This window comes from Bacillota bacterium, assembly GCA_009711825.1.
In the GTDB taxonomy this organism is placed as follows: Bacteria; Bacillota; Proteinivoracia; order UBA4975; family VEMY01; genus VEMY01.
Genome location: VEMY01000001.1, coordinates 147170 through 167805, shown reverse-complemented (window position 1 = coordinate 167805; position 20636 = coordinate 147170). Strand labels below are relative to the sequence as shown.

The 20636-nt window shown below is 52.5% G+C and carries 21 protein-coding genes and 1 pseudogene; 12 read left to right on the top strand and 10 right to left on the bottom strand.

Annotated elements, in window-relative coordinates:
- Positions 1–10 precede the first annotated feature (10 nt).
- The gene (locus tag FH749_00950; protein MTI94045.1) at positions 11–250 is read left to right on the top strand and encodes a hypothetical protein; all 240 of its coding nucleotides are present in this window, start codon (positions 11–13) and stop codon (positions 248–250) included.
- On the opposite strand, the gene FH749_00945 is transcribed toward FH749_00950, so the two are convergent.
- The 3 genes from FH749_00945 to FH749_00935 all read right to left on the bottom strand — a co-directional run bounded on the left by FH749_00945 (position 206) and on the right by FH749_00935 (position 3422).
- The gene (locus FH749_00945) at positions 206–1324 is read right to left on the bottom strand and encodes a hypothetical protein (GenBank protein MTI94044.1); all 1119 of its coding nucleotides are present in this window, start codon (positions 1322–1324) and stop codon (positions 206–208) included. The two genes, FH749_00950 and FH749_00945, sit on opposite strands and share 45 nt — an antisense overlap.
- Positions 1325–1491: 167 nt before the next feature.
- Entirely contained in the window at positions 1492–1875 is a 384-nt protein-coding gene (locus FH749_00940) for a RidA family protein (protein ID MTI94043.1), read from the bottom strand.
- A gap of 98 nt (positions 1876–1973) precedes the next feature.
- Positions 1974–3422 (bottom strand): tryptophanase, encoded by a 1449-nt coding sequence (locus tag FH749_00935; protein MTI94042.1) that lies wholly within the window; start codon positions 3420–3422, stop codon positions 1974–1976.
- 423 nt (positions 3423–3845) lie between these two features.
- Here FH749_00935 and FH749_00930 point away from each other — a divergent pair, with 423 nt between their 5' ends.
- The 8 genes from FH749_00930 (at position 3846) to FH749_00895 (ending at position 12962) form a co-directional block, all read left to right on the top strand.
- Positions 3846–4748 carry a diaminopimelate dehydrogenase gene (locus tag FH749_00930; GenBank protein ID MTI94041.1) on the top strand — a complete coding sequence of 301 codons (903 nt, stop codon included), beginning with the start codon at positions 3846–3848 and terminating at the stop codon, positions 4746–4748.
- A 91-nt stretch (positions 4749–4839) separates the two neighbouring features.
- A complete protein-coding gene (locus FH749_00925) occupies positions 4840–6672 on the top strand; it encodes an AAA family ATPase (protein ID MTI94040.1) in 1833 nt (610 codons plus the stop codon).
- 189 nt (positions 6673–6861) lie between these two features.
- On the top strand, positions 6862–7764 hold the full coding sequence (locus FH749_00920) for a diaminopimelate dehydrogenase (protein MTI94039.1): 903 nt from the start codon (positions 6862–6864) through the stop codon (positions 7762–7764).
- Entirely contained in the window at positions 7758–8576 is an 819-nt protein-coding gene (locus FH749_00915; GenBank protein ID MTI94038.1) for a diaminopimelate epimerase, read from the top strand. Before FH749_00920 ends, FH749_00915 begins: the two co-directional genes overlap by 7 nt.
- Before the next feature lie 18 nt (positions 8577–8594).
- Entirely contained in the window at positions 8595–10148 is a 1554-nt protein-coding gene (locus FH749_00910; protein ID MTI94037.1) for a Na+/H+ antiporter NhaC family protein, read from the top strand.
- Positions 10149–10311: 163 nt separating this feature from the next.
- Positions 10312–11460 (top strand): GNAT family N-acetyltransferase, encoded by a 1149-nt coding sequence (locus tag FH749_00905; protein ID MTI94036.1) that lies wholly within the window; start codon positions 10312–10314, stop codon positions 11458–11460.
- Positions 11461–11528: 68 nt separating this feature from the next.
- Positions 11529–12239 carry a DUF421 domain-containing protein gene (locus FH749_00900; GenBank protein ID MTI94035.1) on the top strand — a complete coding sequence of 237 codons (711 nt, stop codon included), beginning with the start codon at positions 11529–11531 and terminating at the stop codon, positions 12237–12239.
- Between the two features lie 12 nt (positions 12240–12251).
- Positions 12252–12962 (top strand): DUF421 domain-containing protein, encoded by a 711-nt coding sequence (locus FH749_00895; protein MTI94034.1) that lies wholly within the window; start codon positions 12252–12254, stop codon positions 12960–12962.
- Between the two features lie 28 nt (positions 12963–12990).
- On the opposite strand, the pseudogene FH749_00890 reads toward FH749_00895, so the two are convergent.
- Positions 12991–13725, bottom strand: a pseudogene (locus tag FH749_00890) (4Fe-4S ferredoxin).
- A gap of 113 nt (positions 13726–13838) precedes the next feature.
- Positions 13839–15041 carry a PQQ-like beta-propeller repeat protein gene (locus FH749_00885; GenBank protein MTI94033.1) on the bottom strand — a complete coding sequence of 401 codons (1203 nt, stop codon included), beginning with the start codon at positions 15039–15041 and terminating at the stop codon, positions 13839–13841.
- A gap of 126 nt (positions 15042–15167) precedes the next feature.
- On the opposite strand from FH749_00885, the gene FH749_00880 reads away from it, so the two are divergent.
- Complete coding sequence (locus FH749_00880; GenBank protein MTI94032.1) at positions 15168–15401, top strand: DUF2164 domain-containing protein; 234 nt, start codon at positions 15168–15170, stop codon at positions 15399–15401.
- Positions 15402–15425: 24 nt separating this feature from the next.
- Here FH749_00880 and FH749_00875 read toward each other — a convergent pair whose 3' ends face one another.
- The 5 genes from FH749_00875 to FH749_00855 are packed head-to-tail and all read right to left on the bottom strand — an operon-like array spanning position 15426 to position 19553.
- Positions 15426–16340, bottom strand: a complete 915-nt coding sequence (locus tag FH749_00875; protein ID MTI94031.1) for a nucleoside hydrolase — start codon at positions 16338–16340, stop codon at positions 15426–15428.
- The gene (gene rbsK, locus FH749_00870; GenBank protein ID MTI94030.1) at positions 16334–17251 is read right to left on the bottom strand and encodes a ribokinase; all 918 of its coding nucleotides are present in this window, start codon (positions 17249–17251) and stop codon (positions 16334–16336) included. Before rbsK ends, FH749_00875 begins: the two co-directional genes overlap by 7 nt.
- Positions 17252–17259: 8 nt before the next feature.
- Complete coding sequence (locus tag FH749_00865; GenBank protein ID MTI94029.1) at positions 17260–18321, bottom strand: D-2-hydroxyacid dehydrogenase; 1062 nt, start codon at positions 18319–18321, stop codon at positions 17260–17262.
- Positions 18221–19093 carry a class I SAM-dependent methyltransferase gene (locus tag FH749_00860; GenBank protein ID MTI94028.1) on the bottom strand — a complete coding sequence of 291 codons (873 nt, stop codon included), beginning with the start codon at positions 19091–19093 and terminating at the stop codon, positions 18221–18223. Before FH749_00860 ends, FH749_00865 begins: the two co-directional genes overlap by 101 nt.
- On the bottom strand, positions 19047–19553 hold the full coding sequence (locus FH749_00855; GenBank protein MTI94027.1) for an HDIG domain-containing protein: 507 nt from the start codon (positions 19551–19553) through the stop codon (positions 19047–19049). Before FH749_00855 ends, FH749_00860 begins: the two co-directional genes overlap by 47 nt.
- Before the next feature lie 162 nt (positions 19554–19715).
- Here FH749_00855 and FH749_00850 point away from each other — a divergent pair, with 162 nt between their 5' ends.
- Positions 19716–19994 carry an NAD(P)/FAD-dependent oxidoreductase gene (locus FH749_00850; protein ID MTI94026.1) on the top strand — a complete coding sequence of 93 codons (279 nt, stop codon included), beginning with the start codon at positions 19716–19718 and terminating at the stop codon, positions 19992–19994.
- 138 nt (positions 19995–20132) lie between these two features.
- Entirely contained in the window at positions 20133–20612 is a 480-nt protein-coding gene (locus FH749_00845) for a hypothetical protein (protein ID MTI94025.1), read from the top strand.
- Positions 20613–20636: the final 24 nt, after the last annotated feature.

The following is a 20636-nucleotide window of genomic DNA, read 5'->3' as shown; positions in this document are numbered from 1 at the left end:
GGAACAGACAATGCAAAATGCTTTTGCGATTTTTGTGCTGTTGCTGGCAGTCGGTTTTATCTGGGTTTTCGGTGGCGCCATGGCCCGGGCCCGGGAATGGCCGGACCTAGTTGTTACGATAATTTTGGCCTCAATCAGCCTGGCCTACGCCCTGGTTTATATCTGGAACCTAGAACCAATCTTCCCATCCCAGGTGATTGGCGATCTAATCATGCCGCTGATTGAGGTGGTCTACGGAGACTGGCTTTAAGCGCTCCTGCAACCAGTCTACCAGCAATAGGGCTAGAGGATAGATTATTTCTACCGGCACAGCGATAAAAGGCAGAATAAAGAATGACATAAATCCAAATTCCTGTTCATTGGGGAAACGCAGCGCTGAAACAATCAACACTAGGGCCCCCACCGACAGCCATAAATTTTCCAGGCGCTTCACTCCCGTCAGTTGGGCCAACCCCAAGGTCATGGCATATAGTGTTATCACAAATTTCAGCAGCAGTCCAACATACCAGATTCCGAGAAACAATCCCTCCACCCGGTTGAAAAAATCTCCGAGGTCTACGACGCGAAATACAGTCATTATCGGCAAGGTGAACATACTCAGCAATTCAGGCCCCAGCACCATCAAAGCCACGAGCGTGCGAAGCAGCAAGGCAATGCCTGCGCCGCCAATAGCAAAGAAATAATAGCGTTCTGACCTAGTGTCTATAGACACAAACGGCAGCAGCATTGCGGGTATAAACACCTCCGCAAAGGGAAACACCAGGGAATTTATTGTGCCGACTACAACGCCATGCCAGTTGATTATTGAGAAGGGCTGTAAGGCGGCAAGGCCCAGCTCTTGGTATTCCAGGATTGGTAGCGCCACCACCAGGAGCGTCAACGGAATGAAGGCCAGCTCACACATGCGAGCGATGGACTCCACTCCTTTGTAGCATCCATATATTGCCACGAACACAAACGTAAGCCGGATTACATCAGAAGGTGTTTGGGGAAGAATCACTATCGATGTAACTATTACCAAGTCTTCGATAATTAGTAGATTAATCAAGAACATTACATACACAAGATACAAGCCAATCGGATAACCGATCCAGGGCCCAAGAATCTTAATCCCATACTGAATTAAACTCATTCCCGGGTGTTTTCTTTGCAGGTGCAACCAGATTGCCAGCAAAAGCATGCTGATTAACGGTGCGATTAGCACTGAAATCCAGGCATCCTTGCCAGCAAAAATCGCCTCTGGCACAAACAGCATGGAGGCGCCAATCAGATAAACATAGAGCATGAAGACAAATTGTTTGTGGGAAAGAACCACTTTCGGCATGAACTCATCCCCTCGTGTTGTAACACCTAAACCTCGTCACATATTTTGCACCCATACTTCACCTGAGAAAACGGCCTGCCTTCTCAGCAGAGCGTTTGTAGTTTGTCCAATTTCTACCGGGGAAATAACCAAAAACCGGCTGAAAGCCGGTTTTTGGTTAACAAATGTTATTTCACCAGGGCAATTGCCTCGATTTCGATGTCCACGTCCTTGGGCAGCCGCGCTACTTCTACGCAGGCCCGGGCGGGAGGATTATCGCCAAAGTATGTGCCGTAGACTTCATTGATGGCGCCAAACTGATTCATGTCCTTGATAAAGATTGTCAGCTTGATGCAGTTGTCCATATTGGTACCTGCTTGCTCGAGGATTGCTTTGACATTTTCCATGCATTGCTTGGTCTGGGCCTGAATATCGCCGGTTACCAGTTCCATACTACCAGGGACAAGGGGGATTTGCCCCGAGGTAAAGAGCAGGTCGCCTACCCGTACCGCTTGGGAATAGGGGCCAATGGCGGCGGGAGCTTTGTCGGTGTTGATGATGGTTCTGTTCATTTTTTTTCCTCCTTGATTTGGGTATCAATCAGTCTTTTAACTCAGTAGAGTAAAAGCCAAACAAGCATCGCTTATAGTATGAATCATAAGCAGACTTGTTAAACAAGTTTAAAAGTTGCTGTAAAGTGGCGCAGAATTGGCGGTTCGTCAACAAAGGCAACGCCCCGGACAGTTTCTGCCCGTTCCTTTATTGCAATCAGAGCGTCGGCAACCACATCCATATGTTCATTGGTGTAGACCCGTCGCGGGATTGTCAGCCGCAACAAGTCCAATTGCGGGAACAAGTTTTCGCCAGTCTCGGGATCGCGGCCAGCCAAAACTCCACCAACCTCGACACCGCGCACACCTGCCTCTTTATAAAGCTCAATACAGAGGGCCTGGGCCGGGTATTGTTCTTTGGGAATATGGGGCAGGAATTTCTGACCGTCTACAAAGACGGCGTGACCACCCACCGGCCAGACAATTGGTATACCGGCCTCTCGCAGCCTGTTGCCGAGATACTCCACCTGATAAATTCTGTATTCCAGGTAACCGGGATCGACGATTTCCTTCAAGCCAATGGCCATGGCTTCCATATCCCGGCCTGCCAGACCTCCATAAGTGGGGAACCCTTCAAACACAACCGCCAGCCGGGAAACTTCTTGATAAAGGGCTTCATCCCTAAGCGCAACAAACCCACCAATGTTTACCAAGGCATCCTTCTTAGCGCTCATTGTACAGCCGTCGGCATAGTCAAACATCTCGCGGACGATTTGGGGAATTGATTTTTGACGGTAGCCTTTTTCCCGCTGCTGGATAAACCAGGCGTTTTCCGCAAACCGGGCGGCATCAATGAACACCCGCAAATCATATTTGTCGGCAATTTTGCGAACACCACGAATGTTTTCCATGGAAATCGGTTGACCACCGGCGCTATTGCAGGTTGCAGTCACCAGGATAAAAGCAATATTTTCTTTACCCTTCTCGGCGACAAACCTCTCCAGGGCCTCCAGGTCAAAATTTCCCTTAAACGGGTGATATGTCTGACTGTCATGAGTGATGTCGGCGACAAAGTTCACTGCCCGACCCTGTTTGATCTCGATGTGGGCCTTGGTGGTGTCAAAATGCATGTTGCCAGGGATGTACTGACCGGGCTTAATCAAATGTTGGAAAAGAATATTTTCAGCGCCTCGCCCCTGATGGGTGGGAACAACATAATCTAGACCCATCAACTCCTTGACAGTGTCCCGCAGGTGATAGAAATTGCGACTGCCGGCGTAGGATTCATCGCCCTGGAGTAGTCCGCCCCACTGTTTGTCACTCATCGCAGAAGTCCCGCTGTCGGTAAGCAAATCTATGTAGACAGCGTCACTTGGCAAGGCAAACACATTATAACCAGCCTGCTCCAGCAGCTTTTCCCGTTCCTCACGGCTAATCCGGGTGATTGGCTCCACCATCTTAATCCGCCATGGCGGCGCCAGTTTCTTTTCAGTCACGATTGCGCACCCTCCCTTTGGTAAGTTCCAACTAATTATGCCACAGTGCCAATATTTTCTCAACCAGACCATGCCACAGCTTTACTAATGGAAAGTGATAATAAAATACTCGTTTTTTGCAATTTGTTGTTGACTATTATTCCCCAATGCCGTAAAATCACAGCTAAATAAAAATTTTTAGTTTAGAGTTGCCTCACCAGCAGGTGAGGTAGAGGAGCGGCTGGTTATCAGTACTGTGGGGAGCCCGGACGGGGCAGTGAAGCACAGGAAAGGAACCGCCGCCGAAGCGTCGGAGTTCGTCCGTTCCGACAGCTGGGCCGGCAATTAATAATTGCCGGACTGCTGTTGTCGTCCGCCCCTGGACGGCAGCAGTGAGCTACTTCACCCGGGGAATGAGGCCAATTATCGCCAAAAACGGCAGGCATTGGTCCGCCGTTTTTTTTGTTTTCCAAGTGATTAAGGCAAATAGCTATATAAAACTAGGAGGTTCCACTGATGCCAAAAACTAGGATTGCCGTTGTCGGTTGTGGAAATGTCGGTCAGAACGCCGTAAACGCTGTACTTACTTCGCCGGATATGGAATTAGCAGGTATTGTTGTCAGACACCGCTCCAATAACCGGGTAAAAAAAATGTATGACTTTCCGGTGACCGAAGACATTGCTCGACTGGGCAAGGTTGACGGCGCTCTCCTCTGCATTCCCAGCACAACCATCCCCCAGGTTGCGCCAGAGTATCTTCGCAAAGGTATCGCCACTACCGACAGTTACGACATCCATGGTCAGCCGTTACTTGACACCCTGGACACGCTGGAAACAGCTGCCGTCGAAGGCAACACTGCCTCGGTAAGCGCGGCCGGTTGGGACCCGGGCACCGACTCATTGGTGCGGTCGATATTCCAGATTATCGCTCCCCAAGGCATCACCCACACTAATTTCGGCCCTGGGATGAGTATGGGGCACACAGTTGTTGCCAAAGCAATTGATGGGGTTAAGGACGCTCTCTCGATGACCATTCCCAAGGGACGCGGTCTTCACGATCGACATGTTTACGTCGAACTTGAACCTGGGGCAAATTTGGAAACTGTCCGGGAGCAGATTTGCGCCGATCCTTATTTTCGCAATGACCAGACAACTGTTTTTCAGGTGGAACGGGTGTCTGATCTGCTGGACATGGGGCACGGCGTGCATATGCAGCGCCACGGCGTAGCCAGCGGCGTGCACAATCAATGCCTGGACTATAGCTGCCGAATTACCAACCCGGCGGTGACTGCCCAGGTGATGGTCGCCGGGCTGCGGGGGGCCCTGCGGCAGCGGCCCGGCGCTTATGTAATGCTAGATTTGCCACTGCTGCATTTCCTGCCAGGAGAACGCAGACAGTTGATTGAGGACCTCTGCTAAGCAAAATCTACCAAACGGTAATTTTTTCCGAGGGGAGGAATGTAGTTCTAAAAAGCGAACATAAGTACCAAACGGCGATGGAGGTGTGCGTATGGAAAGGTTGCAGCATATCTGTGATTTCTTGGAACAAGGCCTAATCGTTATCGACCGGGATGGTATCATTAAGGTTTATAATCACACGGCCAAGGATTTTTTCGGCCTGCTCCCCTCACCTGGACCCGGGCATCCATCTGGACGCCTGGAACAAGATGATATTGTCATAATCGCCAACAACCGCGTTGGCAGAGATGACGGGAACATGGATAAACAGCATTTACAGCAACTGGGTCTAGGCCAGGTTAAACTTAAGAAGGATATGGGCATACTGGCTGTCGGCCAGGTCAAAACAGGCAAAGCACGTACCGCGGTTCGCACCTTCACCAATGAATCAGAACCGGTGATAATGGATTTTCCACTTCGCGGCAATTGCAAAATATCTGCCGGCTACGACCGCAATCAGCGACTGCTTTGGATTGATGTGGAGGGTCAAAGGTTCCCATACAATTACCATATTGCTGTTGGCCACATGGTCATCCTCTCTTCAGACCTGCAGGTTAAATTTTACCAGGCCCCCGGTTACACAGCTCGGGGCGAGGCCATCGGCGATATCCTTAACGGCGCTCCCTGGACGGCCAAAGGCAATCAGGATCTGCCCCAGGTAATCGGCCGCCATATATCAGATATCCACCCGCGGAATCTAGGAATTGAGCGTCTGCTGACAGTTGCCGGCGGCCAAGAAAATGGTTTTGTAAAACAAGATTACGAAATAAACGGCATCCCCACCCGATGCTCTATCCACCCGATTGACACCAACGGTATCCGCCAGGGAGCAATGCTGCAAGTAACAGATATCAGCGAGATGCGGATTGCGGAAGAAGAACGGGATCAGGCCGTAGCCAGTCTACGCCGTCTGAAGGAAAATCAAGCCCACCCTGCGTTCGCCCGCATCACAGGCAGCAGCACGGAGATTAACCGCATTCGCGAGCTGGCTTCCCGGGCAAGCACTTCCAACTCAACCGTCCTCTTATTAGGCGAAAGCGGCACAGGCAAAGGATTACTTGCAGAGGTCATCCACCAGACCGGTCCCCGGGCAGAAGGCCCCTTTGTTTATGTAAACTGTGCGGCAATCCCAGGCACTCTTCTGGAAAGTGAACTTTTCGGTTACGCCCCGGGAGCGTTCACCGGCGCCAGCCTCCAAGGCAAAGCCGGCAGCTTTGAACAGGCCCAGTCTGGCACGCTATTCTTGGATGAAATTGGCGAGCTGGACGTAACACTACAGGCAAAAATTCTCCATGCTCTCCAAAATCGCCGCATTCAACGTCTGGGAGAAAACCACCCCATCGACTTAGATGTTCGCATTATTGCCGCAACCAACAGGAACTTGGAAAAGGCGGTAGCTGAGGGAAAATTCCGGGAAGACCTTTTCTACCGGCTAAATGTAATCAGTTTAGAGCTCCCGCCGCTCCGGCAACGCCCCGGCGATATACCTGACCTAGTCAATGTGTTGCTGCCCCGAATCTGTCAGCGGGCAGGGAAATCACTGCTGATGCCCCACCCCCAATTAATCCGTACGCTAACCAATTATCATTGGCCGGGCAACATCCGGGAGCTGGAAAATGTCCTTGAACGCTGTGTTAACTTTGCGGAAGGCAAAGTGTTGCTGCCGGAACACTTGCCCCCGGACCTGCATCAACCGCAAACCAAAGCTGCCGTAAGCGTCAACCAGGTTATCCCCCATCAACAGGCAATTGAACTAACAGAGCAATCACTGCTGGCACTTGCCCTCAAGCATACTGAAAACAATCGTACCCGGGCAATGTCTATGTTGCAAATGGGCAGAACAAACTTCTACCATAAGTTAAAGAAATACAACCTCCTCCGCTGACTGTTTGCAAAACCAAACATCACGTTCGCAAAAGCGCACACACCGCAGCCCATACAAACCCATACCCAACGCCCCAGACAAAGACATTCCATTCACAAAAGCGAACACTCCGGAGCCGTGTAATCCCGGAACAAGGATGGCACGGCTTTTGCTTTAATAATTGTCAGCAGCAACAAGGAGGAATGACTGGTGTCTAATTACAAAGTCGCTGTAGTCGGGTGTGGAAACGTGGGCAAAAACGCCGCCAACGCAGTTCTAGCGGCCCCGGATATGGAACTTACCGGTATTGTTGAGCAGCCTGAGCTCTGTGAAAAAATCGCGACAGAATTCACCTGTCCTGTTGTGGACAATCTTGGCGAACTGGCCAATCCGGATGGGGTTCTGCTATGCCTGCCAAGTATTTTGATCCCGCAGGTAGCGCCGATGCTTCTGCGCCAGGGTATAGCTACAGCGGACAGTTTTGATATCCACGGCCAGCCTTTACTGGATATGCTGGATACCTTGGAAGCCAGCGCCAAAGAGGGGGGAGCAGCCTCAGTGAGTGCAGCAGGTTGGGATCCTGGCACAGATTCAGTGATTCGCGCAATCTTTGAGATTATCGCGCCCCAGGGCATCACACATACCAACTTCGGTCCCGGCATGAGCATGGGGCACACCGTGGCGGCCAAGGCAATAAACGGCGTCCGAGATGCTTTATCCATGACAATTCCTAAAGGACTGGGGATCCACGACCGCCATGTCTATGTGGAACTTGAAACCGGCGCAGATTTTAAAGCCGTTAAAGACAGAATCTGCACCGACCCGTATTTCATCAACGATAAGACCACCGTCAGTCAGGTGGAACGGGTTTCCGACCTGCTGGACATGGGGCACGGCGTGCATATGCAGCGCCACGGCGTAGCCAGCGGCGTGCACAATCAATGCCTGGACTATAGCTGCCGGATTACCAACCCAGCTGTCACTGCCCAGGTGATGGTCGCCGGGCTGCGGGGCGCTCTGCGGCAGCAACCAGGCGCATATGTAATGTTAGATCTGCCATTATTGGACTTTTTGCCGGGGGAACGGAAACAGGTGATTAAGGAATTATGCTGAAATTTTACAAACTGAGCGGATGCGGTAATGACTTTATTGCCATTGACAACCGCGCGGACAAATTTTCAAAGCAAGATAAAGAACGCCTGGCGGCAACCCTTTGTCAACGCGGGAAATCGCTGGGAGCCGACGGCATGCTGTTTATTGAAAGTTCAACAGAAGCTGACGCACGGATGGACTACTTCAATTCCGACGGCAGCAATGGTGAAATGTGCGGCAATGGGCTCCGCTGCTTTGCAGCCCTGACAACACATCTAAAAATCTGCCCCCGGGAAATGATGGTTGAAACTAGCGCCGGCTTATATCAGGCAAATGTTCTTGACTGCAATACCGTCCGCGTCAAGATGCCGCCCATAGATTTTCCGCACGTTGCAATCCGGCCTGACCCGGAGCTTCCGGAAATGCACACCCTGGTGGTTGGCGTGCCCCATGCAATTGTCTACAACCAGGAATGCCTTGATTGGCCCCGGAATCAAGTGCACACCCTGGGGAAAAAGATCCGCCGGCTAAACTATTTTGAGAGCGGCACTAATGTTAATTTCGTTTTCCTGGAACAAGACCAGATCTGGGTGCGCACTTATGAACGGGGAGTGGAAGCTGAAACCCTGGCTTGCGGCACCGGCGCCACGGCCTCTGCACTGACCACTGCAATTACCCATCAATTTTCTAGTCCGATCAAGGTAAATATGTTGGGAGGTGAGTTACTGGTAGAATTCACGCTAGCTGAAAATCGGTTTGACGAAGTCTGGTTACAAGGTCAAGCATTGTTGGTTGCCTGCGGAGAGATATTCCCCGGCGCCTGCAACTACTAATGAGAGGAGTTATATAATATGGAATTTGGCATTTTGTCCTTACTACCACCCTTGGTTGCAATTTTGCTTGCCATGCGCACTAAGCGCGTAATCCCGGCCCTATTTTTGGGGATATGGTTGGCAGCGACGATGGTCAACGGCTGGAATCCGTTCCTGGGCTTTTTCGCAATGTTCCGGGACATGATTATCCCAAATCTTGGTTCATCCTGGAATGCTACCGTTATCCTTTACGGCGCAGCCTTTGGCGGCCTGATTGCCATGCTGCAAAAGACCGGCGGCGCCTTTGCGATAGCTGACGCTATTTCCAAAAAGGTAAAAACCGCCCGGGGCGGCCAGTTGGCAACAGCCTGCTTTGGTCTGGTCATCTTCTTCGAGGACTATTTTAACGCCCTTACTGTTGGCAGCGTGATGCGGCCAATCACCGACAAACTTAAGGTGTCGCGGGAGAAGCTGGCATACATCGTCGACTCTACCGCCGCGCCCATCTGTCTCCTGGTTCCTGTGTCCACCTGGGTTGTATATGTCATGGGCCTCATTGGCAGCGAATTTGACAAGGCCGGTATGGCTGACGCGCCGTACCTGACCTATATCAGAACCATCCCCTACAACTTCTATTCCCTGCTTGCTCTGTCTTTGGTGTTTATTCTTATCTTCACAAAATGGGAATTTGGCCCGATGGCGAAAGCCGAAAATCGTGCCCGTAAAACCGGTAAAGTCATGGCCGATGGCGCCAATCCCCCTGTTTCTAAGGAAATTACCGATGTCCAGCCTCTGGAAGGCACCAAGCCACGGATGATGAATTTAATTGTCCCGCTGATTGTGCTAATCGGCATGATCATCCCGCTGTTCCTCTGGACCGGTGGCTATGGCGGAGATGTAGGATTTGTTGAGGCAATCGGCGAGTCCAGCGGCGCACTCTCAATTCTGATCGCCGCTGTCGCAGCCGGATTTGTAGCCCTGTTAATGGGCGTTGGCCAGAAAATATTCACTTTCGGCGAAGGTGTTGACTATTACGTTGGCGGCATTAAAGGCATGATGAGCGCCTATATCATCCTGGTTCTGGCCTGGGGCATCGGCACCGGTGCCCAGGCGGTGGGAACAGACACCTTTGTGGTCGGTTTCGCGGAACAGAACCTGGCCGCGGCCTTCATCCCCGCTGTAATCTTCCTTTTGGGCGGCGTAATCGCTTTTACAACCGGAACATCCTACGGTACCTTTGCAATTCTGATGCCAATTGCGATCCCGGTTGCCCTGAGTATGGATATTAATCTCTACGCCACGATTGCTGCAGTGCTCAGTGGCGGCATCCTCGGTGATCACTGTTCACCAATCTCAGACACAACTGTTCTTTCCTCCACCGGCACATCCTGTGATCACATTGACCATGTCAATACCCAGCTGCCCTATGCGTTAACAGCTGGCATATCTGGTGTGGCCGCCTTCATCCTAATTGGCCTCACCAACTCTCTGCTGATTTCATTGGTAGGCGGCTTCGGATTCATGCTGGTGGCACTCTACTTGCTTAGTAGAACAGTGGCGGTGGACATCAAAGACCAGCCCATTGCCAAATAAGACTCTTATCACTAAAGGCAGCCACGCAGGCTGCCTTTTTTTCCCCCTTTGGCTGAATTAGCCCTTCAGGGGTTTTATTCAAATCGACCATCTCCGTGCCAATATTCCGTCTTAAGCCTAAAATATGCTACAATAAACTGATAAACCATTGTGGGGTGAACTAATGCGCAAGTACATACAGATACCTGACGCCGAAAATGAGTCCTTCCAAATAATGTCGGGCTATGCTTTTTCCCTAGAACCACAGGTGCCCAAGGATCCTGAACAGCCATTTGCCCTCTGGCGCGGCGTCGAGGTTCACGGGCAGCTGGTGGCAGGTGCTGGTCTCTACCCGCTCCCCGTTCGACTCAAAGGAGCGACCATAAACCTGGGAGGGATTGGCAGTGTTGCCACCTGGCCCCAGCACCGCCGCCAGGGCAATGTCTCCTGGCTACTGACGGAAATACTTCGGGAAATGCGGGAGCGCAAGCTTTTCTTATCCGCTCTCTGGCCCTTTAATTGGCAGTTTTATCGACGATTTGGCTGGGAACTAGCCACCACAGCCCTGTCCGCCGAGGTCAAAACCAGTGAGTTAGCGACCCTGCCTGAGCCGGACTGCGGTCAGGGAGAACTGTTTGACGGGGACCACGGCGCCCTGGAAGCAGTCCATACAAAAATGGCCGAAGAGTACCAGCTGCACTGCCTGCGAACAGCGAAGTGGCTGAGGATTGCCCTTAAGCCCTGGGGCAAAAAAGCTGTCACCTGGTGTTGGCGTGAAAATAACGGGATAACGGGCTACTTCACATGCTCTCAAGACAAAGAAAAACTGGTCGTCCACGATATATTTTGGGCGAGTGCCAACGCAATGTGGGGGATGTTTCGCCTCCTGGCCAATCATGATGCCCAGGCGGAGAAAGTCGCATTTCGGCAACTGCCCAGCAATCATCCACTACCAATTTTGCTTGGGGACCAATACCAGGATTTCCGACTCAAGCCCTTGATTATGGCGCGGATTGTCGATGTTGAACGCTTACTTGCTGCCCTGGACTGGCCAATTGTTTCGGGGCGAATTTGCCTGCAAGTTGCCGACCGACACGCCCCCTGGAATAATGGTATGTTTACCCTCAGTTTCACTGAAGGAAGCTGCGCTGTCTCACGAAACGGCGGGCGCCCGGACCTGGAGCTCGGAATTGAACAACTGACCCAATTGGTAACAGGTTATACTGGACCCCAGACTCTGAATGCAGGCAAAAAGATTACCATGCATGCCCAACACATGTTGATCAATACTCTGTTTCCGCTGCATACTCCCTTCTTTGGCGAACGATTTTAGCCCGTGCGGGCTTTTTTTTATTCCAGCTGGTTAGACTAACATTTAAGGCGCAACAATGGAGGTATTAAATGAACGAATACCTGGTAATCATCGGCCGGGTATTTATCACCTGGCCACTCCTGTATGTAGTAACGGTGCTAATGGGAAAACGAAACATGGGACAGCTGCCGGTATTAGACTTCATCATCGTCATTACAATCGGCTCGATTGCCGGCGCTGATCTTGCCGACCCGGCAGTGCCCCACGGCCCAACGTTGGCGACAATAGTCGCGATTGCCTTGATTCAGTTTGGCTTTACCTGGCTGAAGATCCGCTCTCGGCGCGTGCGACAGTGGGCGAATATTACGCCAACTGTCATTTTTGAAAACGGACGGTTTTTAACCCATAACCTGGCTAAAATCCGCTATTCAGTTAATGACATCCTGCCTTTGCTACGTAAACAGGGGGTGTTCAATCTTTCTGAGCTGGAGTATGCGATTATTGAGCCAGACGGAAATATAAGTGTACTGAAAAAGGCAGAATCCAGTCCCCTCACACCGGCGGCTATGGGACTGAAAGTTTCCAACACCGGCCTGCCCTGGTTGCTGGTGGCCGATGGTCGGCCGGTGCCAAACATCTTTAAACATGGCCCCAGGGATCGAAAATGGCTGGAAACCCAGATCCGTAAATCGGGACTCCCATCCATGGAGGACGTGTATATAGCCCAGCTGGAAGGTGACGGGAGTGTGTACATGTCACCCAAGCGCTCTAATCATCCTGGACGCAGCTTGCATTATTAAACGGAGGTCGCAATGAACGATTACTTGATAGTTCTATTCAGGATTTTTACACTGTTTCCGGCTATGTATCTGATGACAGTATTGATGGGTAAACGCAGTATCGGCGAGTTACCGATTTTTGACTTCCTGGTTGCAATAACGATTGGCTCAGTCGTTGGCGCAGATATTGCTGATCCGTCAATTCGGCATGGACCGACATTTGCAGCAGTGATAGCCATTGCACTATTTCAAATAAGCTTTACCTGGTTGAAGGTTAAGCTACCTATCGTTCGGGACTGGAGCACCCTCACCCCTACCGTTGTAGTAGCCAACGGCACATTCCTGATGCACAATATCGCCCGGATCCGTTACACGGTCAATGACCTACTTAGCATGTTAAGACAGAAGGACATTTTTCAGCTCTCGGAAATTCAATACGCCATTGTTGAACCCAGCGGACAGCTAAGTGTACTAAAAAAAACAGAAGCAACACCGCCCAGCGCCAGGGACATGGGACTTAAGGTGCCAGCTAAAGGACTACCAACATTACTGATCGTCGATGGAGAGAGGGTGCCAGGCGCCCTGGAGCAAATTGGACGCAGTGAGCGCTGGTTGAACAGTCTACTACAGAAACAGGGCCATGGAAAGATTGAAGACGTCTATCTTGCGGCGCTGGAATCTGACGGCACACTCTACACAACTGCGAAAAGGCAGGTATCGACTGGCGAGAGCATATATTATTAAAGCCCCGACACGAGCCAGGGGCTTTACATTACAGAGTTGTAGTCGCCGTGCCATCAATGCTGACAGTGATGTCTTTTATCTCAACGTCACGTCCGCAAAGTTCCAGCGCCTGCTTGACGAGATAGACCAAACCTGAACAACAGGGCACCTCCATATGGGCGACAGTTATCGATTCAATATCGTTGGCAGCAATGATTTCCGCCAACTTGCGCGCATAATTGCTGGTTTCGTCCAATTTGGGACAGGCAATTGCCACAGCATGTCCGCGCAACAGCTTCCGGTGGAAGTCTGCATAGGCCAGGGGCACACAATCGGCGCAGACCAAGAGATCAGCCCCTTTAAAGTATGGCGCGTTCACGGGCACAAGGTGCAATTGCACCGGCCATTGGGCTAACTCCGACTCCTGCGGGCCAGCACTATCACCTGTCCGGGCTTTTGGTATTTCTCTAGAGACCACCCTGCTTCCCGGACAGCCCTGGAAAGCTGCTGGCTGCTGAGGGGCTTCGGCCCGGCCTAATTCCTGCAAACGCATGGCCACGGCCGCTTCATCAAAATCATCGGCCTCCCGTTAGATGATTGTTATTGCACCCAGAGGGCACTCCTGCAAACAATCGCCCAATCCGTCACACAGATTATCACTGACCAGCTTGGCCTTGCCGTTAATAATCTGAATGGCGCCTTCGTGACACCCGGGAACGCAAATGCCGCAACCATCACATTTTTCTTCATCGATTTGCACAATTTTGCGTACTACTTTTGCCATCTCTATCCCTCCGCTTGTATGATATCTGTTCTCAATTCTACACCAGCGGTTGGAAAAAGTCTGTGATTCACATCATACTTATCTGGTCTGTTGCTACTTTTAGCATGTAAACTTTAATCCCCAAAGGCAAGCAACATCCCGGTATCTGTAGCCAGATACAGTCGCCCTTGGTCCAGCGCAAGAAAAGATACCGCACCCGCTGCCTGGCCACTGTCGAAATCCCAGAGCAGACGACCACGGTTGCTAACGGCACGCAGCCAAACCCTGCCGTCTTTAACCCCGGCAAGATAGATTGTGCCGCGACTGTCCATTAGGCAATTGCTCTCCCAGCCTTCAAACTCAAACTCCCATCGGGTATTGCCGTCAGCGTTCAGGGCCAGCAACCGGGTTCGCAGCACATTAGCGACCACATAGTCCGGCGCCGCCATAATCTGCACCACCCGTTGCCCCGCATCCACTCGCCAGCGCAAATTCCCGTCTTTGTCTACTGCATAGAGCCAGCCCGGGCTATACAGGCGATTGATATCTTCCACACGGTCGCTGCCAAAATAAACAGTGCCATCCTCGGCGGCCGCAATTGCCAACCCCACCGCCCGGGTCTCCTCGGAAACAAACTCCGATTCCCAGGCAATGGCGCCATCGGGAGCGATTGCAAGCAGGCGGTTATTGCCGGGACCGGTAGTCTCTACAAACACATAGGCCGTGCCATCGGGCTGCAAAACTGGAATACTGCCGGACCACACCGCGTCCTCATCTTCGAACTTTAAAGACCATAAGGGCTCGCCCTCCGGCGCCAAACCGTAGATTCGCAAGCCAACACTATCGGCCCCGGCCACATACTGATTGCAAACCACGGTATAACCGTTGCCGATAATCGCAGGGTTGTTGGCAGCCGGCCAGGGCAGCCATGGTTCCACATCAAGCAAATCACCCTGCTTGTTCAGGCGAAAACTTTGTTCGTGATGTAGTGTGCTTATCAAGACCTCTCCTTCCGACCCGATGCCTGCCAGCGGGGGACGAGCTCCATCTTGACTGACCCAGCTGTCATAGCGCCACTGTACCGTGCCGTCCCTGTCTATTCGGGTCAAACTGCCACCGCTGTGGGGCACATATACATTGCCTTCCTGGTCGACAACCGGGCTGCCGGGATCGGTGGCCGCTAGATTAGCAACCCATAATAACCGTTCCCGGCGGGGTCCGCGTTCATCCGCAACCAAGGCGCGGGTGCTGTCCCCTCCATAGGTAGTCCAACCGGTCGCTGATTGAGCGCAACCCGTAAGGGCGGTCAATAGAAGTAAAGCCAGAAATCTTTTCACTGCGACACCCCCTCTGACTTGTACTAATTTTATTCGCCGGAAACTGTTTAAGAACGATTGGGCCATTAATTGCTTCATAATATGATACACTTGTACAAGCACATAACATACCGAGGAGTGAGCTACATGACGAATCGTCCCAAACTCACCCGGGAAGAAAAGGAACTTTTAATAGACAGACTCAAATTATATTTTGCAAATGAGCGGGAAGAGGAAATAGGCGACCTTCAGGCGATGCTGCTTCTGGATTTTATTACCGCGGAACTTGGCCCCAGCTATTATAATCGTGGCATTGCCGATGCAATGCAGTGGCTGACAGAGAAGATAGAGGACATGCATGTTTTGGAAATCCATAAATGAAAAAACCGCCCAAGGGCGGTTTTGTTATTGACGGGACAGAGTCCGATAGAACCAGTTTAAACATTCGTCGACATTGACCGACAAGGCCGCGTGGATATTGGCCCTTTGCCCTGTCCGGCGATTAAAATCTGCCACTGTCTGCCCGCGGCAGCCGCCGCTATCTTCAACACGCACCGGCAGTTTCTGCTTTCCAAACCAGTCAGGATAGAGCGCCGCCATTACCGCCAGCGGATCATGCAACGGGCACCCTTTGTCCGGTCCTGCCCAGTGAAAATAATGTTCCAGCATTGCAGCAATTCCAATCCCCTGGTTACCGGTGGCGCGAATACTTGGCAAATCACGGGGATATACCTGCACCTGATGTGTGACATCCAGCCCGACCAGGGTCAGCGGCAGACCGCTGTCGAAGACAATCTGTGCCGCTTCCGGGTCCGCGTGTATATTAAATTCCGCCACCGGTGTCACATTGCCCGGCACCGCCAGGGCGCCGCCCATTATTACGATACGCCGGAGTAACGCAGCCTCCCTTGGGTAACGATCAACCAATAAAGCCACATTGGTCAACGGGCCGGTGGCGACCAGGGTTATTTCGCCGGCGGCCTCGCTTAACGCCGCAGCTGTATATTCCACGGCATGCTCCCGGGCCAGCCGGTGGGGGGCGTCCGGCACCTGCCAGTTGCCCAGGCCGCCGACACCATGAATATCGGTCGCCGGTTGTGGCAGCCCAAACAGAGGCGCCGCCGCTCCCTGTCGGACGGAGGCCGACGCGCCCAAGACCTCCAAGAGGCCGCAGGCATTGGCGGTGGCAGCACCCACCTCTAGATTGCCGGCGACAGTGTTCACAGCGACGACCTCAGCCTCCGGAGCCAGCCCGGCCAAGATCAGAGCGATAGCGTCATCAATGCCGGGATCCATATCGAGAATCAATTTAGTTACCATGGGGTATTCACCACTTTACGCAAAGCAGAAATCGTAGGCAACGAGGGGCGTGCACCGTGTTTGGTTACAGCCAGAGCGCCAGCGGCAGCCGCGATATCCGCGGCCTGGTCCACCGGCAACCCGTAAACCAGGCCCATTGCCAATGCGCCAACGAAAGCATCACCAGCAGCTGTGGTATCGACTGCTTCTACAGCTGGCGTGTTTATCCGCACTTCGCCGTCAGGGCCGCTAAAATAAGCGCCAAACTTGCCCATTGTCACCAGGACATTCTTTGCCCCCTGCTCCCGCAAGTTGGTGGCGGCCCGGGCCGCGGTTTTCCAGCAATGAACATCGATGCCGGTTAAATCCGTGGCCTCTGCCGCATTTGGAGTCAGTACATCTATCAATGACAAAACACCAGGAGACAACGGCTGGGCCGGGGCAGGGTCCAGTATTATCGGAACACCGGCAGAAGCGGCTATTTGCGCCGCCCACTCCACGGTATCCAGCGGAATCTCCAATTGCAGCATCAGCACCCCTGCTGATTCCAGAATGGGTACGGTCTGCGCCAGGCGTTCCGGCACAACTTTGGCATTGGCCCCGCCATAGATCGCAATCGAGTTTTCGCCATCGGGCAATACGCCTATTCCCGCACACCCTGTTGGCTCGCTGACCACTTGCAGATAAGTACAGTCCACCCCTTCCGCCTTCAGGCCCGCTACCAGCTGCCTGCCAAAGACGTCCTCGCCCACACAGCCGACCATGGAGACATCCCCCCCCAAACGGGCTGCAGCTACCGCCTGGTTAGCGCCCTTACCCCCGGGAAACAACTGAAAATCGGCGGCGGTAATAGTTTCGCCCGGGCGGGGCAAACGGGGGAGTGTAAACACCAGGTCCTGATTAATGCTGCCCAGTACAACTATCGGTTTCATGCCGCCTCCTAATAGCCGCGTACGGGGTCCACCAGATTGGGCATCGGTTGGCCGTTGCGATAGGCCTCCAGATTGCGGCAAAACAAGTCCACAGCCCGGGCCATATATTGGGGGGAAAGGGCTGCACAATGGGGGGTGATAAGGCAGTTTTCCAACTCCCAGAGCGGCGAGCTTTCAGGCAATGGTTCAGTCTCAAAAACATCCAGGCCAGCACCGCCGATAATGTTTTCCCGGAGAGCTTCAATTAGCGCCGCTTCGTCAATAACCTCACCGCGGGCAACATTTATCAGGATGCTGTCCGGTTTCATCAGCTCTAATTCCCGCCGACCAATCATCTTATCCGTTTCCGGTGTCAGGGGTACTGAGAGAACCACGTAATCGCTCTCCTTGAGCACCATATCCAGGCCCTCCATGCTGACCATACGGTCCACACCCGGATATTGTTGGCCGGGGTTGCGCTTGACACCCAAAACCCGCATACCAAATGCGGCGCCATGCTGGGCGATTTCCTGGCCGATGCTGCCCATGCCGATAACGCCTAGGGTCTTACCGTTTAACTCAGACAAACGCAAACGCTCCCAGCGCCGTTCTTTTTGCTGTCTGGCATAGCGGAAAATTCCGCGACTAAAGGCCAGCATGATTGCCATCACATGCTCGGCCATTGGCAGACCATGGATTCCACTGGAATTAGTGAGCAAAACCTCGCCACTTTTTATTGGGGGCAAAAAGAAACCGTCGACACCTGCTGCCAAAGAATGCACCCATTTAAGCTTAGGAGCTTGCAGCAAGTCGGGGACGAAATTGCTCCACCAGGTGACAAGCACTTCGCAATTGGCAATCAGCGCCTCCGCCTCATCAATCGATTCTGCGCGATGCACCGTTAAATCGGGAAAGCCGGCACGCACCCGCTCCAGATGTTCATCACTAATTTTGGTATTAAATAAAACCTCCACAGTAAAAACCTCCTTGTCATTTACGAGCCACCAGCACAGCTGCGTGATCTTTGGCGCGCAGCGGACTATGCCGGTAATTACGATATAAATCCATCTGTTTAAAGCCGGCAGTAGCAGTCAGGGCCGCCAAATCTGCCCGGCTGGCACGGTACTCATTACAGGCCACTGCTTCCACCCGGGCGCGGCCCTCTGCCTCCAAGTGTATGGTCAAGAAATTGAGATTGACAAGCCCGGGCGCCAGCGGCCTGGTCTGATAAAAACTGACCAACTGATTGAGCCCCTGGCGGCGATGATAGCTAAAGCGCGGGTGATTCCCGGTCCACTCTTCGCCTTCAACCCAGACGGGCAACTCCATAACCAAGACGCCCCCAGGCTGCAAATGCCTCCAGGCACGGGCAAAAAAATTTTCTCGTGCCCTGCTCTCGGTCAAATGGGTGAATGAATAAAGCGGGACTATGATCAAAGGGAACTTCCTTCCCAGGGAGAAATCCGTCATGTCGCCATGGATTAATTCCACTCGTGACTGTACTGGCTCGGGCTCCCGGGCCAATTTTTCTTTAAAGACACCTAACATGTCAAGCGAACGATCAAGACCGACTACGCTAACCCCGTCCCTGGCAAGGGGCAGGGATATTCTGCCCGTGCCGCAAGCCAACTCCAGCACCGGTCCGCCCTGACGCTCAGCCCATTGCCGGTAGTAGTCGAGATCTCCTGTCCAGGCCTGAGTTAAATCGTAACTTTCTGCCTGCCGGCCATGATAATCGTGCCCGACAACCACACGGCCCCATTGCACCAAGTCGGCAATGGCGCCGAAAAACTCTGCTTCAGGCATTTTCCCCCTCCTAATGCTGCTGATCGGCAAAATAGAGCAGCTTTGCTTCCGGCGCATCGCCAGAGGATGGCGCTTTGTGGTGCCCGGCTATTAGGGCGCAAAGAGTTTCGCCGCTCCCATGCATGCGCACCAGTTCTGCGCCTATCTCCGGATGCTCATAGTGTATGTAGAAGGCGTGGTAGAGACCCCTGCCTTTGCTTGCCCAACGCTGGGTGCGTCGGCCGAAGATCTTCTTGCCCAAGACAATCGCTACCCGGTCCCAGAGCCGAAGCTCCCCTGCCTGCTTACCGCAATCATGGAGCAGGGCCGCCTGGGTAAGCAGTTTTTTGTTTGTCTTCTCGCCGGCCCGGCGGAGAGCTTCCCGGGCCACATCGAGACAATGGCGCTGGTCAACTACAGACATGCCGAAAAACAAATCTTGCAGGCTTGCTAGTTCCTGCTCCACCCAGGCCCGTTCCTCGGGGCTGACCCGAGCAGTTACTGCAGCGATAAATTGTCGAACTCGGTATGTAAGCATCCCCCACCCCCGTCTATCAATACATGAATTATACCATGGAAACCAGGGGTGACAAAACTCTCAAAGTCATGAAGGTTATCGCCGGGCGAGACTCCAGCTCCGCATAAATTTCGACATGCAGGGGTATAAAAACAGAATGAATGACGCGGCTAAGGAGGGACCATGAAACGACTGATAATCATCGGCGGTGACGTTGCCGGCCTTAGTGCCGGGATATTTGCACAATTAAATGGGTTTGAGAGCATTGTGCTAGAAAAACAACCGACCCCAGGCGGCAACTGTACTGGCTGGGATTGTGACGGCTATATTATTGATGGGAGCATCCATTGGCTAATCGGGACCAAGGAGGGGACATGGCTTAACAGGCTATGGAAAATCGTTGGCGCGCTGGAGGGGATAAAACTCTACCACCTTGCGCACTTTTGTGCCCCTGGGTTATAACGCCGTCTCGGCCCTATATCCTTTGGCCGAATTTACAAAAGGAAATGCTGACATCCCCTATCAGGGCTCTAAAGCCCTGAGTCTGCGAATGGCAAAAAATATCAATCCCTGGGAGGCACCATTTCGCCGTCAAACGAAGTGATTGATTTTGAAATTAGCGGCAGCCGCGTCCACTCCCTAATCTGCCGTAACCATAAAGTTTTTAGCGCCGATTACTTCATTGCGGCCTGTGACGCTCATCATTTCTATATATCTTTGCTCAAAGGCAAGCACCTGGACAGAGCCTTTAAGAAGCGCTTCGATAACCCGCAAGCTTACCCCTTGGCCTCAAGTATTTACGTTGGTATGAGATTGGAAGATTCGCTGACTGACGTCCCGCAAACTCTAAACTTTCCGGTAAACTCCTTTAGAATCAACAGCCGGCTAATCGACCGGCTGACAATAACACATTATAGTTATGACCCTTCATTCGCGCCCCCGGGCCACTCTGTAATAACCTGCGATATACACCAGTTTCATGGCGAATTCGACGCCTGGAATGAGTTGTATACAGAAAGGCAGGCGTACCAACAGGAAGTCGACCGGATTGGAAAACAGGTGCGCGAGGCAATTGAGTAGCGTTTTCCTGATATGGCGGGCAAG